Source organism: Oceanobacillus alkalisoli (assembly GCF_021556485.1).
GTDB classification, from domain to species: domain Bacteria; phylum Bacillota; class Bacilli; order Bacillales; family Amphibacillaceae; genus Oceanobacillus; species Oceanobacillus alkalisoli.
The window spans coordinates 1-18,227 of record NZ_JAKGBW010000021.1; the positions used below are offsets into that span (position 1 = coordinate 1).

The window sequence follows — 18,227 nt, forward strand, 5'->3', positions numbered from 1 at the left end:
ACACCGTCATCTATTCTTAGCTTCAAAAATTGATTCAGGGATAAAAAGCTTTCGTTAGATCAATCCAACGTTTTACTTCTTACCTCTTTTTCATACTGGTTGTTTTGTTCAGTTTTCAAAGAGCAAACGTTCTTGCATCCTCTTCGCGAGGTAACTTTTATAGTATATCAAACAAAAACTATCAAGTCAATAACTTTTTTTATTATTTTTTCACGTTGCCACTCCGTTAAAAGCGACAAGAAATAATATACCACACTATTAAACTTAAAGTCAACCACTTTTTTATTTGGATTTTCTCTAGTTTTTGTGGCGGAAGATTAATATAACATGTATAAACTACGAAAGCAACATTATTTTTAACTGTCTATAAATAATTACATTTATTATTACTGTCATAATTAATATGGAGATAAGTATGACCCGCTCATTGGCTTCAAGTCGTCCACACCATTTCCAGCCGTGACAATGTCAGCTTCCTCGTTGCCCAGCATGGCAGTAAATTTACATTATCTCGCCATGCGGGACAAAGTTTTCTTATCATCTCGATTCCTTTATTAAATCCTTCAGCTATACCAATTTTTTCTCATTCAAGAATTCCAAACCGAATTCTTTCTTCAGTTTTTCAGCTATGCATTGCAGCAGGCTGGTGTTTCTAGGGAAGATTCCATGGTTCAGCAAGCAAACCAATACTTACTTTCCCGGCAGCATATTCGTTACGGCGAATGGGTGATTCACAATCCTTCCAGCAGCCCGGGCGGATGGGGATTTGCTGATCAGAACACGATGCATCCCGATCTAGATGATACAACTGCTTCCTAAAAATATTCAAAATGAAGATGGAGGATGGGGAGAGTCTTGCTATAGCGATATCCATCAAACCTATACTCCATTAAGCGTGAGTACAATAACCGACACGGCCTGGGCTGTGGATGCGCTTATTGCTGCTTCGGGCGACGATACACCCGAAATACAAAAAGGGTAAAATTTTTACTGGATCAAACTGACGTATTGGACTGGACGTTAAAATATCCAAAAGAGCAAGGAATGGCAGGTGGGTTTTATATTCATTAACATAGCTACCAATATATTTTTCCTTTACTAGTGTTGAGTCATTACCGGAATAAGTTTTTATAAGTGCGGCGAACGGGAATGGCCGATGATTATGAACTAGACAATGCGATTTAAGCCCTTGGCGACCTTAATGGAGTTGCCAAGGGGTTTTGGTGGTTCCGGGATCATGGAAATATTGAATGTAAGGTGAGGGACCTGTTATTGTGTGTTAGTATGGCGAAGTTTTTTCTCATGTTGAATGACTTTACTTGCGGCAAATTCAGCTGTTTCTTGTGTTTCTTGAAGGTTAATCTGAATCCCATCGACTTTTTTGGTTAGATTATCGATTTTTTCATTTACTTCATTGAAACGTTCATCGACTTCCAGAAAGCGCTTATCCATTTTTTCGTTGATCTGCTTCGAATGTTCATTTAATGCATTTAAAATTTCTTGCAAGACTACTTTTTCTTCCATCCGTTCTCACCTCCTTGCTTTTATTATAGCTTGTCTATGGAGATTTGAGAAGTGTACGATTCGACCCTTCTCTCATTAGTCTTTCAGTCAGATTTTCGTTCGATTCACACGTAATGGACTTCCTGTTAATGCTCGTTTTCTCGTTTAAAGGAGTTTTTCATGAAACCACTTCATTTTTTCTTACAAATTAGTTGTTAGACCTTCCGTATTTTACAAAAAGATGAATGATTTATTAACAAATGCTTGCTGCTTTTCTAAAAAGATTACTATGCTGGTGTTTATTGCCTCTCATCATGATTTGCCTCTGACATCATAGTGATAACTCTTTGTTAACTGTATTCCACAGTTTTGTTACAACTTTCAGGTATTCTATACATGAGATACAAATTATGAGGAGGTCTATTTATGAAAATCAAACAAGTTCTTACAGGTGTACTCTCTATTGGGGTCGCAGTGACTTTAGCTGCTTGCTCAGGAGAAACGGAAGATCAAGAGGAAATTATGGAAAACCCACCTGAGACTGAAACAACTCCAGATACAGGGGAAACAGATCCTGGAATGGACTCAGAAATGGAAGAAGATGAACCTGCTAGTGGTTCAGAACCTGGCTCCATCCCAGGTGATGCTGAGGATCCAAACACTGAAACAGATGAAGATACAGGAATTGAGGATCCAGCGGCAGATACGGAAGAAGATACAGGGTTCGAGGACCCTGCAGCTGATACGGAAGAGCAATCCGATACAGAAGAACAATAATATTTCAATATGTAAACGAAACATCCTCCCCTACATTGTAGGATATAGAATGACTGTCTGCGGAAATGCAGACAGTCTTTTTGATTTTCTATAGCAATGTAATCTTTGCATAACGGATTGATTAGGAATTGAAGAAATGGGAAATATACCCGTATAAACATTAATGAGGTGATTCCAATTTCCAATATGATTAACCAAGAAGAAATCAAGACGTTGAGAGAATTAATCAAAGACGTCGATACTGCTATGCTGACTACAATGACAGAAGAGGGACTTATTTCACGCCCGATGAAAACGCAGAAGATAGAGTTTGATGGAGATTTATGGTTTTTCACTAAAAAAGAAACGGATAAGTATAAAGAAATTTTACAGGATCAAGAAGTAAATGTTGCCTACGCTGGCAAATCCTATGTCTCCGTCCGTGGAAGAGCTGAAATTGTGGAGGATTTAGACAAGAAAAAGGAATTATGGAGTAAAGTATATGAGAAAATTTTGCAAACCTCTTATGATAATCCGGACATTGTTTTGATAAAGGTAAAAGCTGAAGCAGCAGAATATTGGGAGACCGGTAATTTTACGAAAAAAATTGCATTTCTTTATAAACGGATGACGGGAAAAAATTCTGAAGCGGCGCATGTAAATGAAACGATTGAACTGGATAAATGATAAAGTGAAACGATATTCAGTGGGGGTTCTTACTTCCCCGCTGATTGTTAGTTGAACAGAATCAGGAATTTACGGACTGCTTATCCCCACCTTCACATTTAGTTTCCCCTTATGTGGAGAAGCGAGAGGGGTATTACAGACTGTTAATGCGTGATAAAAAAACAGATTTCCAAGTTTTGGGCAATCTGTTTTTTATGAACTTCAGTTATACTAGGTTTAATGTGTTTCTTAAAGTCGTAAAGTTGGATAGAGTGGGACATTTACTGACCCCATGTCCCGCTCTATAAGACCGCTAAACTTGGAATTGATTTACTAGTTCATTTAGGTCTTCTGCTAATCGGGCTAGTTCTGATGCGCTGTTGGCTACTTCTTCCATGGAACTGCTTGTTTGCTCTGATGAGGCAGATGTTTGTTCAATCCCTGCAGCTGATTCTTCGGAGACAGCTGCAATTTCTTGTATGGAGGAATTCATTTTCTGGCTGCTCGTTGCAAATTCTGACACATTAGCGGAGATCTTCTGCATATTCCCCACCATATCCGTCACAGATTCACGAATCTGTGTAAATTTCTCTCCCGTATTTTGAATTTGAACGGTTCCTTGCTTCACTTCTTCATATCCATGATTCAATTCATTTGTCACTTCACTAAATTCGGTTTGTATATGATGAACAATCCCTGAGATATCGGTTACGGAACTTCCTACCTGCTCAGCGAGCTTGCCGACTTCATCAGCGACTACTGCAAATCCACGTCCATTTTCACCAGCTCTTGCAGCCTCGATTGCAGCATTTAAAGCCAATAAATTCGTCTGCGCTGCAATATCTTGGATGACGGTGACCAACTTGGAAATTTCTTGTGTTTGTTCATCTAACCCTTCCACTTTTTGCACGGTAGCTTGTACCATCGCATCAATACTTTCCATCTGATTCGTTGATAAATCCATTAAGACTGACCCTTCATTCGTCATTTCTAACACTTGATTCGATTCTTCCTCGACATGCACTGCGTTACGATTTACATCTTCAATCTGCCCTGTAAAGTTAGACATCATACTGGATAAATCACCTGATTGATAGGCTTGTGTTTCCGCTCCTGAAGCCAATTCTTCCATTGTACTTGTGATTTGCTCTGTTCCTGAACGCACCTCAAAAGCAGATTGCGTAAGTTCTTCACTATGTGCTGACACCGCATGAGAGACGTCCGTAATTTTCACCATAATATCCCGCATGCTTTCATTCATATCATTTGTTGCCGACACCAACTGTCCAATCTCATCTCGCATATTTACATTCAACCGCTCATTATTCAAATGACCGGAAGCTATTAGTTGCATCCGTTTCATTACAGTTTGAATCGGATTTGTAATCAGCCGAGCAGTGATCATTGCGATTGTAATACCTAGAACAATCACCGCCAAAGAAATAACAATACCAAACGTCATAAGTGTATTTACATTTTGTTGTATTTCTTCACCAATCGCTTGAATTCTCTGCTCGGTAGTACCTGCCAGATTTCCAAACCCATCAATTAATTCTCTTCCAAGCGGCTCAAGCGATGTTTCTAAAATAACTCCTGCTTCATCTACATTTCCCGATTCATAAGCTTCAATTATCTCATCGGTTAAATAACCCCACTCGATTTTTCTTTCGAGTAATGATTCTAATTCCGCTGAACCACTTAGCTCGGACGCACGATTTTCTAATGCAATACTCTCTTCCAGTCCCGCTTCAAATGCTTCTTTATACGCCTCATTACCGAACATAATATAGCCTTGAATCAATCTTGTCCGGTCCAACATATTTTTTGCCAACCCTTCATCAACAATCATTAATTCCAGTTCCTTATCCAATACAATATCCAAGTCGTTATTGACTGAATTAATCGAGTAAATGGTGAATCCACTTAAAAGGACAACCAATACCATCATAATAGAAAAGCCAAATAACACCTTCGTTTTCAGTTTTTTAAAGTTAAATAATCCCGTAATCATTTTCATTCAAGCACTCCGATCATCATTTTTATCATGTAAGAGAAATAAATAGGCCTCCTTATCCTATATCGTACAATACACCGAAAATGTTAATCTATTATCGTTAAATCGTACTTTGCAACAAATATTCATATTACTTATTATCGCGATAAGCAGCATAATAACTGGGACAAATGCTCACTGACCCCCATGTCCCAGTGAATCCTTTTTGGGTGTTCTTTCGTATTACGTATAAGAAAGTGAGGGATTTACATGAAAAAATCAGTTACTCTTTTTCTGTTCTTCTTAATTGGAGTTTTACTATTTCCGCTGCAAGCGCTGGCGGTCGACTTTACAATCAATGAAACAACAATTGATGCTTACCTTTTAGATGATGGAAATGTTGAGGTGACCGAATCCCATACGTATGAGTTTGATGGAGAATTTAATGGAATTACCCGCAGCCTGATTTCGAAAGAGGGAACTTCCATTACGGATTTTACAGCACGTGAGGATGGGACTAGTCTAGAGGTTGAATTAGAAGATGAAACATATAAGGTTTTTCGCAGTGGGAAAGACGAGATGGTTACGATTGAACTTTCTTATTTAATCCAAGATGGTGTCGAAGTTTATGAAGATATGGCACAATTTTACTGGCCATTTTTTGATACAAGCAACGAGAGTGATTATGAGAATCTCACTGTAACGATTCATCCGCCTGAAGTGACATCAGATGTGATTGCATATGGGTTTGATGAAGCATATAAAACGGAAAAAATCGAAAGTGATGGAACAGTTGTATTTAAAATGGGGCTTGTCGATAGCGGGAAAAAAGGTGATATACGTGTAGGCTATGATCATGCTTTATTTTCTGCTGCACCGAGCCATGACGGAACCATTCGGGAGGAAATGATTCGGGAAGAACAAGAACTTGCCGACAAAGAAGCAGCTTTTCTCGCGCGCCAAGAAACACTTAGAAATCTCGCTCCTTTTGTAACAGCGATATTCGGCTTACTTCTTGTCCTCGTATTGTTTTATGGCTGGAGAAAAGGACAAATGACGAAGCTTGAAACAGAACATCAATACCATGCCGTTTCTATCGTTCCAAAAGAAATACTCAGTATGCCGGCGACAATTTTTTATTTCCGTAATCAAGTTGCAGACCATGGGGATATGCTAACAGCCGCAATGATGGATTTAGTAAGGAAAGGAAATATTGAATCCAGGAAAGATGGAACGTATTATCTAGTTCATGAAAATACGGACTTGCAGCATGAAATACTGCTTATTGATCTTTTATTTAAAAAGATTGGGGAAAGTCGCACTTTTTCTTTTGATCAGCTGGAAGCATATACGAAAAAGACAGCCAATCAAGAAACGTTTTATAAAGCTTTAACAGAATATCAGAGATTATTAAAAGAGGAAATAAACACTCATCAGCTGCTGAATAAACATAAAAAGCTGCGCTGGACGATAGGATTAACGAGTCTCTTATTAATCCCTTTTCTGATATTATTCGGCGTTCATGAATTGTATCTCTGGCTCATTATTGATTTGATTATAATGGGCGGACTTCTATTAATTGCCATTGTCTTTCAAACCCAAACAGTGAAAGGGCGACTTATCAGACGGCAATGGCAGCAATTCAAGGAAGACTTTAATGAATTGCAATCCAATAATTGGTACACCCTGCCAAAGGATGATAAAGAGCGTGCACTCATTTTCTCTTCAGGACTGAAGGATAAAGAACTGCAACAGAAAAATAAATATTTTATTGAAAATAGTGCTGCTGGGCAACCTGATTCAACGACTAACTTATTATTATTACTGACACTTTCATCAGCTGCGAACACAAATTTTGGTTCAGCTACAACCGTTGCCGCCCAGTCGGTCACCTCTTCATCCAGCACGGGTACAGGAGTTGGCGGTGGCGGCGGTGGATCTGGCGCATTTTAAAAATGGAATATATGTATAATCTGGCTTAATGAAAAAGGGATGCTTGTCCCTTTTTCTTTTTTTATTTATTGTTCCGTATGGCTCGTAATTTCAACACCTTGTAGAGCTTGCGTCGCCAATTGATCAGCCTCACGATTCTTTTTCCGTGAAACATTTTCGTAGGTTGGCGTGATGCCGAGTTGCCGGGTCTTCGCTTCAATCCGGTCCATCCACTTTGCCAGTTCCGCTTCATAGCATGGCCATTCATCATTAAGCTGGTTAACGACGACAAGGGAATCACCGATAAACGTAATTGGCAAATGACGGACACCTAATAGTTCGAGTTCCTTCAATCCAAGATGAAGCGCCGCATACTCGGCTTCATTATTACTAATAAAACCTTCTACTAAAGCATTCCTTCTGATTCGATGTAACTTTTCATCTTGTTTATAGTAAATCACGCAACCTAATCCAGCTTCTCGTGTATTCCGGTCAAATCCACCATCAAAATAAACGACGATATCATGAGGTTCTGTTTTAACTTTTTCCATAAATTTCTTCAGTTGTTTGAATGTCCAATGGTTATCTAGATTGTCAATAAAAGTTAATTGCCTCATTCTCCCTGTCTTCTCCAAATCTTCAGCAATAACAAGAGCCAGACCAGCCTGCATTTCATCCGAACTGAAGACTGCTTCAACCCCGTTTTTCGTTCGATAAGTTAATTCAATTCTCACTTGCATCATGAACCCCTCCCCTTGTCTATTTTCTTGATGATATAATTGGTTAATCGCCTGGATGGAGTAAATATCTCTCCGTTCAGGCGATTAAACGCTTCCCTTTCAAGCAATTAAAAAGCACCTATTCCTTTATCCTAAACTAACCTTCAACTTATAACCCGTATTACAACCCATGATGCGGATTATGATTTTGTCTAGAATGATTCGCTTGTTTCGTTTTTTTCGAACCGGATAGAGGTTCTCCGTAAGGCTGCTCTGGGCTTTGTGGTAGATCTGGATTTTTCTTTTGCTTTGGCCCTTTTGGTCTTGATGCCATCATTGTGCCCTCCTTCCTGATAGGTTAGCTTTTGACGGAAGGAAGGGATTTATTCCTGAAGCAGTTAAATAATCAAATGCGGCTTTAGAGATTTTGAATAATGAAGTTCCCCGTTTTTTGTGACAACGATTGCCGCGACATCTTTTATCCTTTCTAAAGCTGCAATTGTTTCTTCTGCTGACTTGCCAAATAAACGGCCTGTCCAAATTTCACCATCGACGGATTGGTTGGAGACAACCGTCAAGCCAGCAATTTCAGTTTCAATTGGATAACCTGTATGCCTGTCTAAAATATGGTGATACGTTTCATTATTTAACGTTAATTTCCTTTCGTAGATGCCCGAGGTAACAACGGATTGGTTGAAAGCTTTGACAATTGCAATATGATTGCCGCGCTCTTTGAATGGATGCTGGATCCCAATGCGAAAATATCCGTCTGTCTGAGTCGGTGCAGGTCCGTAAGTGAGAACATTTCCGCCTAGATTAATAATAGCCGCACTCACTTCCATCGCTTCTAAATCAGGAATTAAAAGATCCGCGATATATCCTTTCGCTAAAGCCCCAAGATCGATAAACATGCCAGGTTCTTTTAAAAGCACGGTTTGCTTTGCATCATTCAGGATGATGTTACTCGGATCTGTTAAAGGGAGTAAGCCTTGAATGTCTTTATCTGCTGGAACTTCTGTACCGCCGAAGCCAATTCGCCATGCTTCAACGAGCGGGCCGATTGCAATATTTAACGAACTGTCCGCAGGTGTACTATGTTCTTTTCCGATTTTAATTAATTTGTATAAATCAGAATGCACCTTCACTGGCTTCCTTCCAGCATTTTTATTAATGCGCATTAATTCTGATTCTGGGTCATGGGCACTGAAACGTTTATTAAATTCCTTAAGGCGAATTTCCAATTCATCTAAGATGAAATCTGCAAATTTATGCTGAACGGACAATTCAATAACCGTGCCCATCATGCGTATCTCACGACTTTTCATTCGACAAAACCTATCCTTCCACGTAAAAATTCGAAAAAAAGAGGCCATAAAGACCTCTTTTTCTGTCTTTCCTTTACGATTTTTAACCTTGAGCGGTTGCTCCTGAGACTGTATCCACTTTCTCTGTAGCTCCAGATACCGCATCAACATCTCCACCGGTCAGTTGTTGTCCAGTCTGTTTCAAGTACCAGTCGATAATTGGTTTGATATCTTGGACATATTCATTAATTCCTAGATAATTTCCTTCATCATCCCGGATTGCTTGATAGCTGTGAACAACAAACTTGTCCGGTCCGTGTGTTGGTACATGAGCGCGAACCGTATCTTCTTTACCACTTCGTAATTGCTGAATGACCCAGGCAACACTGCTAAAAGCATTTTCCGGGTGACACTGTGCGAGCGGATTACCCACTTGTGCCGGTGTACGGGAAGCAAGCATGTCTTCTGCTTCATACATTCGGTTATAATACAGGAATTGGTTATTACTATCCGCGTATGTTAGTTCAGCCGGCATGGAATTTAAGAAGTAATTCAATTGATTGACGGTTAAAATTCCACGATCCAATTTCACGTACGCGTCACCTTCAACTGCTCCGGTTGCAACAGCCGCCTGTTCTACCCAATCTTCAGCTTCCATATCAATGCCTTCGATTGTTGTATCGATTTTCCCAGTAGCATATAAGTCCTCTGTACTCGATACGTCCTTCATTCCGTCTGGTGCATCTACAATTCTCACTACATTAATGAAGCGAATGAACTTCTTGATACAACCTTCGAGAAATTGGACAGTGTTCGCATCTTTCAGATTTTCTTCTTCATCAAACGCTTTATGCACTTCACCTAACAGGAACTCATTACCTGGCATGACGACCGCATTTACACCCGGTGCATCTAAGATTTGACGTAAATGAAGCTGAGAGCGTGATGAACCTTGCACGTCATAAGAAGCTCCAACAATCATAACTGGTTTCCCGTCGAGCGGATGGATTTTAAAGGACAACCATTCTAGAGCACTTTGTAATGCTGAAGGGATGGAATGGTTATATTCAGGTGTCGCAATGATGACACCGTCCGCTGCAACAATTTTTTTGTTTAGATGTTGAATGGCTTCACTGTTCGTTTGATCATTTGATTGGTTAAACATCGGAACTTTATCAATATCCAGCACTTCCACATCAATCAAATTTCCAAACTTTTTAGCGATAAATTTTAATAATAAACGGTTATAAGAAAACGCTGCATTCGACCCGACAATTCCTACTATTTTCATCTATATTTACCTCCCTATTCATTTTTTTCCCAAGAAAAGCTTTGTGTTTTCTGCTGGGAAGGATTTGCTGAGACTAATTGGTTTGTAATATCAACAAAATGGATAAACTCATTAAATATTCCTTCTAATTCTTCTATTTTCTTCGGATCACTAAGCTTGCCATCTTCATCATAAGCCTGCAGAGAGAATCCAACTAAAAACTCAGAACTCGGCATAATACGTGCTTTCAATTCCGGGGCATCTAGAATTTGCCTCAAATGTGCCTGCGCTCTTGAAGAACCAAGCCTTCCATACGAAGCACCAGTGAGCATAACCGGCTTGTCAATTAATGGCTGGGTTGTATAGGACAACCATTCCAATGTACTTTTTAAAATAGCCGGGACAGAATGGTTATATTCTGGGGAACTTATAATCACCCCGTCTGCTTCTCGAATTTTGTCTGAAAGATCCTGCACTTCAGCTGGTGCTGTTTTGTCAACTGGCTTATTGAATGCAGGAATATCTTTAATTTCATAAAGTTCAATGTTCGCCTTTTCTGCAAAATGTTTTTGTATGAATTGCAATAATTTACGATTCGTAGATTGGTCGGAGTTCGTTCCAACAATTGCTAGTAGATTCATCATTTTATTGCTCCCTTCTCATGTTTTGTACATCACCATCATTCGAGTGTTTTTTTCCGAAAATTCGCGATATCATGATGTATCTTAAAATTTAATACATAAAGATAATTACCCTGCGTCTAGCTACGATAAACATGATATTTCGCTTCTCGAAAATTCCTATTCGAACGATTTAATGTGAGAGTAGCTTTTTTAGCCATCATTTAATCGACTAAACATACCATTCTTACAATCATTAACACGTCATCAATCGATTTGTCCTCCCACATTTCTCTCTTGTGAAATAATTCACTAACTATCACAATTTAAATATACCCCATTCACATTAGAAATGCAATATACTTCACCACGTTGTAACAATTTAAAAATTCGGGACAGGAGGTCGAGAGCATTTGTCCCAGTGAAAAAATGCTCTCGACCTCCTGTCCCGCTCAACAGATTAACTGCCTCTTTTCCTTTTATTCCTCTTTTGATCCAAGTTGAGAAATTCTGTATCCTCTGCTATTTCCACGTCTTGCTTTGGCCTTGTATCGTATTTTCTTACATTTCGTTGTTTGCCTTTATCCTTATTCCTGTTCTTATTTTCTTCCGACATGTTGTAAGCCTCCTCTATACGATTTCAGACTTAGTATATCCTTCCTTTTTATTATTTATTTCAGGTGAAAGTTATCGGATTTTCCTATCTTTTGGTATAATGCGGACATAGAGATTAGAATGAAAAAGGAGTTTTCCAGAATGAAGATAGAAATCAATGGTCTTGAGTTGAAAGAGGAGCATATAAAAATGCTTTTAAATGAACTGAAAGACGAAAAGGTTAGAACGACAGAAGAGTTGCAAAGATATTTAAACGATCATTGGTATACGAAAGACAATGCAAGAAAATGCCACTTGCTCGTTGCCAAACATCCAAAGAAAAGAAGCTTTGCGATTCCATTTGAATAAGAATTCCTTCCAAAAAATAAAGTAGTTTAATGAATTTCATAATACGTATTTAATGCATCACCATCACCATATGTAGTTGAGTTGGTTCGTTCCCAACTACATATGGTGATGGAAAAGCCGACTTTGGTAATTATGAAATTCATTCAGTTTAGCATCCTTTTCAATAAAAAATTCTAAACTACTTATTTTCTCCTAAACAAATTGATTCTGTTCTATCGTATAAACTCCGCGGGAGGTGCTGATCGTAAAGCGAGCCCCATCAAATTCGTACGTTGCTTCCTCTTCAAGAGGGATTTCAAATGTTTCAGCTGGCAAGGATTCATAATTGTTCATCGTTGTTTCGATGAGACCACTTCCGTTTAATTGCAAGGCGTAACGGGATATATAATCATCAATACTCTGTCCCTTCGTGAAAGAAACTCCTCTTAAAACAAGAAGTGTTTCTTTTATATCATCCATTTCCTGCTTCACAATCTTTATCTGTTGGTCATTCCATTGCTGTAATAATTCATTAAACTCTTCAATGCTTAAGCGCCGCTGCTTCATTGTATCACTCCTTTTTATTACGTTTTCCCTCTCTTCGGAAAAACATACAAAGAGTGTTTTCAATTGCTAAGAAAGCGCTGCAGTGCCTCAAATTGCTCTTTAGCATCGTTCCAACCTAACTCATAAAGCTCTTCCACTCGTTCCTTCTTCCGTTCCGCCCTCCCTACCGGCAATTCCAAACTTGGTCGCATCACAAACGCATTTCCTAGCTGTTCCTGTTTAGCGACATATTCAAGTGTCTCATTATAATGCTTATACCGTTCCCTTAATAAATCATTTATTTTCGGATGCTGCTTATACTTAATAATAGAGTACATTTTTCTTGGCCGTTTGAAATAACCCTCTGGCTTTGTAAGGATAATTACATTCTTTTCAAAGCCATCTTGCTCTGATTTTTTTATCGGAATGGGATCACTAATCCCGCCGTCTAATAAATGCCGGCTTTTATATTCCACACTCGACGCTACAAATGGCAAAGAACTTGAGGCACGGAGTAATTTCACGAGATCTGTCCCCTGGTCCGTTTTATTAAAATAGACCGGCTCCCCTGTGTCACAATCGGTGGTTACAATGACGAATTCCTCTGTATTCTGCTTAAACGCATCCATATCAAATGGAACTAATTTATTTGGAATTTCATCAAAAATAAAATCCATTCCAAAAAGTTCCCGTTTCTTGATAAAATTTCTAAAGGAAAGATAACGTTTATCCTCAATAAAACCGAGATTCACTTTTTTGTTTCGACCTTTTTGCCTTGAAAGATAAGATGCGGCCATACAAGCTCCCGCCGAAACACCGATAACGTAGGGTGGGTATAAATCCCGCTCCATAAAATATTCCAGCACTCCTGCCGTATATAATCCGCGCATACCGCCACCTTCAAGGATTAATCCTGCATTAACCATCGTCTCTTCCCTCAACTTTATTGTGAATTTTGTAGGCTTTTTCCATTTATATTATGCTCCGGATACTACAATTAAATAATATCATTTTAACAGGCCTGCCTAGAGTTTGGGAATTTTTTCAATTTAAAACAGGTAAGAAGATTTCTTTCTTGCATACCTGCGTACATTAGATATTGGAAAGGAAGGATTTTCTTGAAGATTAAACTGAAACGAATTTATGATGAGTCCGCAAAAGCAGACGGGGTACGCATTCTCGTTGATCGCCTCTGGCCAAGAGGTGTATCAAAAGAAAAGGCAAATCTCGACCACTGGCTGAAAGAAATTGGCCCGACAGATGAATTACGGAAATCATTTCATGAGGATGAACGGAGCTTTAAACAATTTAAAGAAAAATATTTAAAAGAATTACAATCCGGAGAACAAAAAGAAGCACTGGATGAATTAAAGAAAATAGCAGACGATACAAAACAAATCACCCTCCTCTTCGCAGCAAAAAATAAAGAAGAAAACCAAGCAGTCATATTAAAAGAAAAACTAGAAGATTAGAAGCAAGTCATTTTCCCTCTCCTATTTGCATATGTTTTATTAGGACAACCTTATAGTCAACATGGCAAAAATTATTAAAGGAGAGGAATTTTAACATGAGGTATAAAAACCCAAATACAGAAGGTGCAGTGATCACATTTAAGGACCGTTACGATAACTTCATTGGAGGAGAATATCGTCCACCAGTCAAGGGGTTATATTTTGAAAATGTCAGTCCGGTAACTGGTAAAGCATTCTGTGAAATCGCTCGTTCAACAAAAGAAGATATCCAGTTAGCTGTCGATGCAGCGAGTGAAGCAAAGGAAGCCTGGGGGAAAACTTCGGTTACGGAGCGGGCAAACATTTTAAATGAAATTGCCAATCGGATTGAGGACAATATGGAAATGCTCGCCGTTGCGGAAACCTGGGACAACGGAAAAGCGATCCGAGAACCACTTGCCGCTGACTTGCCATTAGCCGTCGATCACTTCCGCTATTTTGCCGGTGTTATCCGAGCGCAAGAAGGCGGCATCAGCCAAATCGATCAAGACACAGTTGCCTATCACTTCCACGAGCCGCTCGGTGTTGTCGGACAAATTATTCCATGGAATTTTCCGCTGTTAATGGCGACTTGGAAACTTGCACCAGCGCTCGCTACCGGTAACTGTGTCGTTTTAAAACCAGCTGAACAAACACCAGCATCGATTCACGTATTGCTGGAGTTGATTCATGACTTGCTTCCTCCAGGTGTATTAAATGTCGTGAATGGATTCGGGGTCGAAGCTGGTAAGCCAATTGCGACAAATCCGGGGATTGATAAAGTTGCTTTCACTGGGGAAACAACAACCGGCCGCTTAATTATGCAATATGCATCTGAAAATATTATCCCGGTAACATTGGAACTTGGAGGAAAGTCACCGAATATCTTTTTTGAAGATGTTATGGACGAAGATGATGGTTTTCTCGATAAAGCGGTGGAAGGCTTGACGATGTTTGCTTTAAATCAAGGTGAAGTGTGTACGTGTCCTTCTCGGGCCTTGATTCATGAGTCCATTTATGATGAATTTATGGAACGGGCACTCGCACGTGTCAAAGAAATTAAAATCGGCCACCCGCTCGATACGACAACGATGATGGGTGCACAGGCCTCAACGGAACAACTAGAGAAAATCACCTCCTATCTTGATATCGGAAAACAAGAAGGCGCGGAAGTGTTAATCGGAGGCAATGTAAATAAACTGGGCGGAGAGCTCTCCAACGGTTACTATGTAGAACCAACTATCTTTAAGGGACATAATAAAATGCGCATTTTCCAGGAGGAAATTTTCGGCCCGGTTCTTTCTGTCACAACATTTAAGGATAAGGAAGAAGCACTGGAAATTGCGAATGATACACTCTATGGTCTTGGTGCTGGTGTCTGGACGCGAAACATTAATACGGCTTACCGCTTTGGCCGGGAGATTCAAGCCGGAAGAGTATGGACGAATACGTACCATCAATATCCCGCTCATGCGGCGTTTGGCGGGTATAAAAAGTCTGGAATCGGACGGGAAAATCACCAGACGATGCTCGCTCATTATCAGCAAACGAAAAACTTACTGATCAGCTATAGTGAAGGTCCTGCAGGTTTATTCTAACTTTCCTTTGTCGGGAAGCTAATCATATGTATTGATTAGCTTCCCTTCTACATAGATTGAAAGAAGGAGGGATCTTTTGATGGTACAACGTGTAGTTGCAACGGAAAGTACACTTCAATTAATCGAAAAGTTGAAAACGATCCACGGCCCACTCATGTTTCACCAATCCGGGGGCTGCTGTGACGGAAGCTCACCAATGTGCTACCCGCGGGATGAATTCCGCACCGGTGAATCGGATATATTACTTGGTAAAATTGGAGACACACCTTTTTACATGTCCAAAGATCAATATGAGTACTGGAAACATACTCAGCTTATCATTGATGTAGTCGATGGCAGAGGTGGTATGTTTTCCTTGGAAGGTCCAGAAGGCAAACGATTTTTAACAAGATCCCGGATATTTACAACAAAAGAACGAGAAAAATTGGAGTTGTGACAGCGGGACGTGGGGTCAGAGCATTTGTCCCAGTGGGACAGTTGCTCTGACCCCTTTGTCCCATCTCCCCCTAAATTCCCTAGCAATTTAATGGGGTATTTCCTCTTCTAACCTGTTATAATAGATATATCATTTAACGAAATTTTATCGCAATCTATTATTCTACTTTTGGACTTGAAAGGTGAGCTGCTTATAAATGAGCACGTCAAATGTAATTATGAAACGAATAATCATTGGAATACTTATTGTTATTGGGGGTTTTCTTACATATTTCTATTTCTCGCAAATCTTCCCCATCTTGCTAGCACTGCTGCTCGCGCTCATTTTTGAACCATTCGTTCGGCTGATGATGCGCAAATTCAAGTGGGAGAAAAGAATCTTACCTGTTTTGATTACCTTTCTATCCTTTCTTGTCATTAGCGGCTTCATCATCTATATTACAGTTGTCGTCATTTTTGACATTCTTTATGGATGGGCATTTCAAATTCCGCGCTACGCCATCGAAATTCAGCATTTTATAGAAAACAATATTGAAAAGTTCTATGAATTTCTCCAAGAAGTTCCAATGGCAGATGTAATTATCGAGGAGCTCGAAGCGTTATCTTCTGATTTCATGCAGACAGCATTAAGTATTACGACATCCATTATCACAGGATTTGGTTCTATTGTACAAACTATTGTAGCGGCAATTCCAAATTTAATTTTTGTATCATTATTTTTCTTGATTGCTTTGTTTTTATTCAGTTTGGAATTACCAAGAGTAAAAAAAATCTTCTGGAGCTGGTTCCGTTCTGACCTCGCCGCTAAATTGCAATTCATTTCGAAGCGCATGGGAGAAGTCTTTTTCGGGTATTGGAAAGCACAGCTCGTTTTAAGTATCGGGGTATTTATTTTATGTTATATCAGTCTTAAGTTTATTGCGCCAGGCCCTGCCCTGATCATGTCTTTCATCATTTGGATAGTCGATATTATTCCATTGTACGTCGGGCCCGCGTTGGTGCTTGTTCCATGGGCACTGCTTGCTTTTATTCTCGGAAATACATTTATGGGAGTTCAGTTGATTATTCTTACAATCGTGCTCCTTGTATTGCGCCGAATAATCGAACCGAAAGTGCTAGGAGATTCCATTGGTCTCGCTGCCCTGCCAACCGTGCTTTCTATGTATTTTGGTTATGTGCTAGCAGGCGTGCTTGGCCTAATCTTCGGACCATTTGTCTATATCGCATTCATTACAGCCAAAGAAGCAGGACTATTTGAATTAACCTCAAAACCAGGACGAACAGGAAACTAACCTGTCCGTCTTTGGGACAAGGGGTCAGAGCATTTGTCCCAATTAGTGGCGGGACAGTTGCTCTGACCCTCAGTCTCATTTCTTCAATCGTCTTAAGATTTCATCTGTCACTTCTTCTGTCGAATGCTTTCCACCTATATCTGCTGTCGTAATTCCAGCACTCACGGTGTTTTCAATAGACTCCAACACAAGCGTGCCCAGTTCATCTTCCCCGAAGTGATCAAGCATCATTTTTGCCGTCCAGATTTGACCAATTGGATTAGCTTTCCCTTTTCCTGCAATATTAGGTGCTGACCCATGCACCGGTTCGAACATCGATGGATATTTTCCCTCCACATTAATGTTCGCTGTTGGCGCAATACCAACACTTCCCATAATAGCGGCACCGATATCCGATAAAATATCCCCAAAAAGATTACTCGCGACAACGATATCGAATTTTTCCGGCTGTGTAACAAAAAATGCTGATAGTGCATCAATGTGCTGGGAGTCTGTCTCCACTTCCGGGTATTCCTCCCCTAGATCTTTAAATACCTCATCCCAAAACGGCATCGTATGAACAATCCCATTCGATTTCGTAGCACTTGTTACATGCTTTTTTCTTTTGTCTGCCAACTCAAAGGCATAGCGCATCGCCCGTTCCATACCTTTTCTTGAAAATATGTTATTTTGAATAGAAATTTCATCTTCCCCACGGTAAATCCTTCCGCCAACCTCACTATACTCACCTTCACTATTTTCCCGCACGATAACTAAATCAAAATCTTTCGGGCTCACAAGCGGAGTTTTTATACCACGGAGCAATTTCGCTGGGCGAACGTTGATTTGCTGTTCAAAATCACGACGAATTTTTATTAACAAACCCCATAAAGAAATATGATCTGGAACAAGGTCCGCGTTCCCTACCGCTCCTAGAAAAACAGCATCAGAATCCGATAATCGGTCGATTCCGTCTTCAGGCATCATTTTCCCGTGTTGCAAATAATACTCACAGCTATATGGAAATTCCTCATACTCAAACTTCAATCCCCCATGCAGTTCTGCAACCGCATCCAAAACTCGGGTAGCAGCAGGCACTACCTCTCTTCCAATCCCGTCTCCAGGAATAGAAGCAATTTTGAACTTTTTCATAATAAAAACCCCTCCTTGTAAAACTACTAT

19 protein-coding genes and 1 pseudogene are annotated in these 18,227 nt (G+C 39.8%); 9 read left to right on the plus strand and 11 right to left on the minus strand.

Annotated elements, in window-relative coordinates; all coding sequences use genetic code 11:
* Window positions 1–624: 624 nt before the first annotated feature.
* Window positions 625–1,068, plus strand: a pseudogene (locus LZD48_RS16245) (squalene--hopene cyclase); the annotation flags it as partial.
* A gap of 201 nt (window positions 1,069–1,269) precedes the next feature.
* On the opposite strand, the gene LZD48_RS16250 reads toward LZD48_RS16245, so the two are convergent.
* On the minus strand, window positions 1,270–1,524 hold the full coding sequence (locus tag LZD48_RS16250) for a hypothetical protein (RefSeq protein ID WP_235763773.1): 255 nt from the start codon (window positions 1,522–1,524) through the stop codon (window positions 1,270–1,272).
* A gap of 405 nt (window positions 1,525–1,929) precedes the next feature.
* Between LZD48_RS16250 and LZD48_RS16255 the strand changes: the two genes are divergently transcribed.
* Complete coding sequence (locus tag LZD48_RS16255; RefSeq protein ID WP_235763774.1) at window positions 1,930–2,280, plus strand: hypothetical protein; 351 nt, start codon at window positions 1,930–1,932, stop codon at window positions 2,278–2,280.
* A gap of 177 nt (window positions 2,281–2,457) precedes the next feature.
* Window positions 2,458–2,946, plus strand: a complete 489-nt coding sequence (locus LZD48_RS16260) for a pyridoxamine 5'-phosphate oxidase family protein (RefSeq protein ID WP_235763831.1) — start codon at window positions 2,458–2,460, stop codon at window positions 2,944–2,946.
* A gap of 292 nt (window positions 2,947–3,238) precedes the next feature.
* On the opposite strand, the gene LZD48_RS16265 is transcribed toward LZD48_RS16260, so the two are convergent.
* Window positions 3,239–4,942: a methyl-accepting chemotaxis protein gene (locus LZD48_RS16265; RefSeq protein ID WP_235763775.1), complete on the minus strand. Its 1,704-nt coding sequence runs from the start codon at window positions 4,940–4,942 to the stop codon at window positions 3,239–3,241.
* Between the two features lie 246 nt (window positions 4,943–5,188).
* On the opposite strand from LZD48_RS16265, the gene LZD48_RS16270 reads away from it, so the two are divergent.
* Window positions 5,189–6,871 (plus strand): DUF2207 domain-containing protein, encoded by a 1,683-nt coding sequence (locus LZD48_RS16270; protein ID WP_235763776.1) that lies wholly within the window; start codon window positions 5,189–5,191, stop codon window positions 6,869–6,871.
* Between the two features lie 65 nt (window positions 6,872–6,936).
* Here the strand turns inward: LZD48_RS16270 and LZD48_RS16275 are convergent, their stop codons facing one another.
* From LZD48_RS16275 to LZD48_RS16300, 6 genes are all read right to left on the minus strand, one after another.
* Window positions 6,937–7,590, minus strand: a complete 654-nt coding sequence (locus LZD48_RS16275) for a reverse transcriptase-like protein (RefSeq protein ID WP_235763777.1) — start codon at window positions 7,588–7,590, stop codon at window positions 6,937–6,939.
* A 160-nt stretch (window positions 7,591–7,750) separates the two neighbouring features.
* A complete protein-coding gene (locus LZD48_RS16280) occupies window positions 7,751–7,903 on the minus strand; it encodes a small acid-soluble spore protein P (protein WP_235763778.1) in 153 nt (50 codons plus the stop codon).
* A gap of 64 nt (window positions 7,904–7,967) precedes the next feature.
* A complete protein-coding gene (locus LZD48_RS16285) occupies window positions 7,968–8,894 on the minus strand; it encodes an FAD:protein FMN transferase (RefSeq protein ID WP_235763779.1) in 927 nt (308 codons plus the stop codon).
* Window positions 8,895–8,976: 82 nt separating this feature from the next.
* The gene (locus tag LZD48_RS16290; RefSeq protein WP_235763780.1) at window positions 8,977–10,164 is read right to left on the minus strand and encodes an NAD(P)H-dependent oxidoreductase; all 1,188 of its coding nucleotides are present in this window, start codon (window positions 10,162–10,164) and stop codon (window positions 8,977–8,979) included.
* Window positions 10,165–10,178: 14 nt separating this feature from the next.
* Window positions 10,179–10,787, minus strand: coding sequence for an NADPH-dependent FMN reductase (locus tag LZD48_RS16295; RefSeq protein WP_235763781.1), 609 nt, complete (start codon window positions 10,785–10,787; stop codon window positions 10,179–10,181).
* Between the two features lie 436 nt (window positions 10,788–11,223).
* Window positions 11,224–11,379, minus strand: a complete 156-nt coding sequence (locus LZD48_RS16300) for a hypothetical protein (RefSeq protein ID WP_235763782.1) — start codon at window positions 11,377–11,379, stop codon at window positions 11,224–11,226.
* A 140-nt stretch (window positions 11,380–11,519) separates the two neighbouring features.
* On the opposite strand from LZD48_RS16300, the gene LZD48_RS16305 reads away from it, so the two are divergent.
* Complete coding sequence (locus LZD48_RS16305) at window positions 11,520–11,726, plus strand: hypothetical protein (RefSeq protein WP_235763783.1); 207 nt, start codon at window positions 11,520–11,522, stop codon at window positions 11,724–11,726.
* Window positions 11,727–11,918: 192 nt separating this feature from the next.
* On the opposite strand, the gene ymzB is transcribed toward LZD48_RS16305, so the two are convergent.
* Together ymzB and LZD48_RS16315 are read right to left on the minus strand one after the other, a co-directional pair.
* Window positions 11,919–12,272, minus strand: a complete 354-nt coding sequence (gene ymzB / locus LZD48_RS16310) for a protein YmzB (RefSeq protein WP_235763784.1) — start codon at window positions 12,270–12,272, stop codon at window positions 11,919–11,921.
* 59 nt (window positions 12,273–12,331) lie between these two features.
* Window positions 12,332–13,177, minus strand: coding sequence for a patatin-like phospholipase family protein (locus tag LZD48_RS16315; protein WP_235763785.1), 846 nt, complete (start codon window positions 13,175–13,177; stop codon window positions 12,332–12,334).
* 192 nt (window positions 13,178–13,369) lie between these two features.
* Between LZD48_RS16315 and LZD48_RS16320 the strand changes: the two genes are divergently transcribed.
* The 4 genes from LZD48_RS16320 to ytvI all read left to right on the plus strand — a co-directional run bounded on the left by LZD48_RS16320 (window position 13,370) and on the right by ytvI (window position 17,066).
* A complete protein-coding gene (locus tag LZD48_RS16320) occupies window positions 13,370–13,723 on the plus strand; it encodes a DUF488 domain-containing protein (RefSeq protein WP_235763786.1) in 354 nt (117 codons plus the stop codon).
* Between the two features lie 95 nt (window positions 13,724–13,818).
* Window positions 13,819–15,339, plus strand: a complete 1,521-nt coding sequence (gene adh / locus LZD48_RS16325) for an aldehyde dehydrogenase (RefSeq protein WP_235763787.1) — start codon at window positions 13,819–13,821, stop codon at window positions 15,337–15,339.
* A gap of 79 nt (window positions 15,340–15,418) precedes the next feature.
* The gene (locus LZD48_RS16330; protein WP_235763788.1) at window positions 15,419–15,775 is read left to right on the plus strand and encodes a DUF779 domain-containing protein; all 357 of its coding nucleotides are present in this window, start codon (window positions 15,419–15,421) and stop codon (window positions 15,773–15,775) included.
* A 196-nt stretch (window positions 15,776–15,971) separates the two neighbouring features.
* Complete coding sequence (gene ytvI / locus LZD48_RS16335; RefSeq protein ID WP_235763789.1) at window positions 15,972–17,066, plus strand: sporulation integral membrane protein YtvI; 1,095 nt, start codon at window positions 15,972–15,974, stop codon at window positions 17,064–17,066.
* Window positions 17,067–17,141: 75 nt separating this feature from the next.
* Here ytvI and LZD48_RS16340 read toward each other — a convergent pair whose 3' ends face one another.
* The gene (locus tag LZD48_RS16340) at window positions 17,142–18,197 is read right to left on the minus strand and encodes a tartrate dehydrogenase (RefSeq protein WP_235763790.1); all 1,056 of its coding nucleotides are present in this window, start codon (window positions 18,195–18,197) and stop codon (window positions 17,142–17,144) included.
* Window positions 18,198–18,227: the final 30 nt, after the last annotated feature.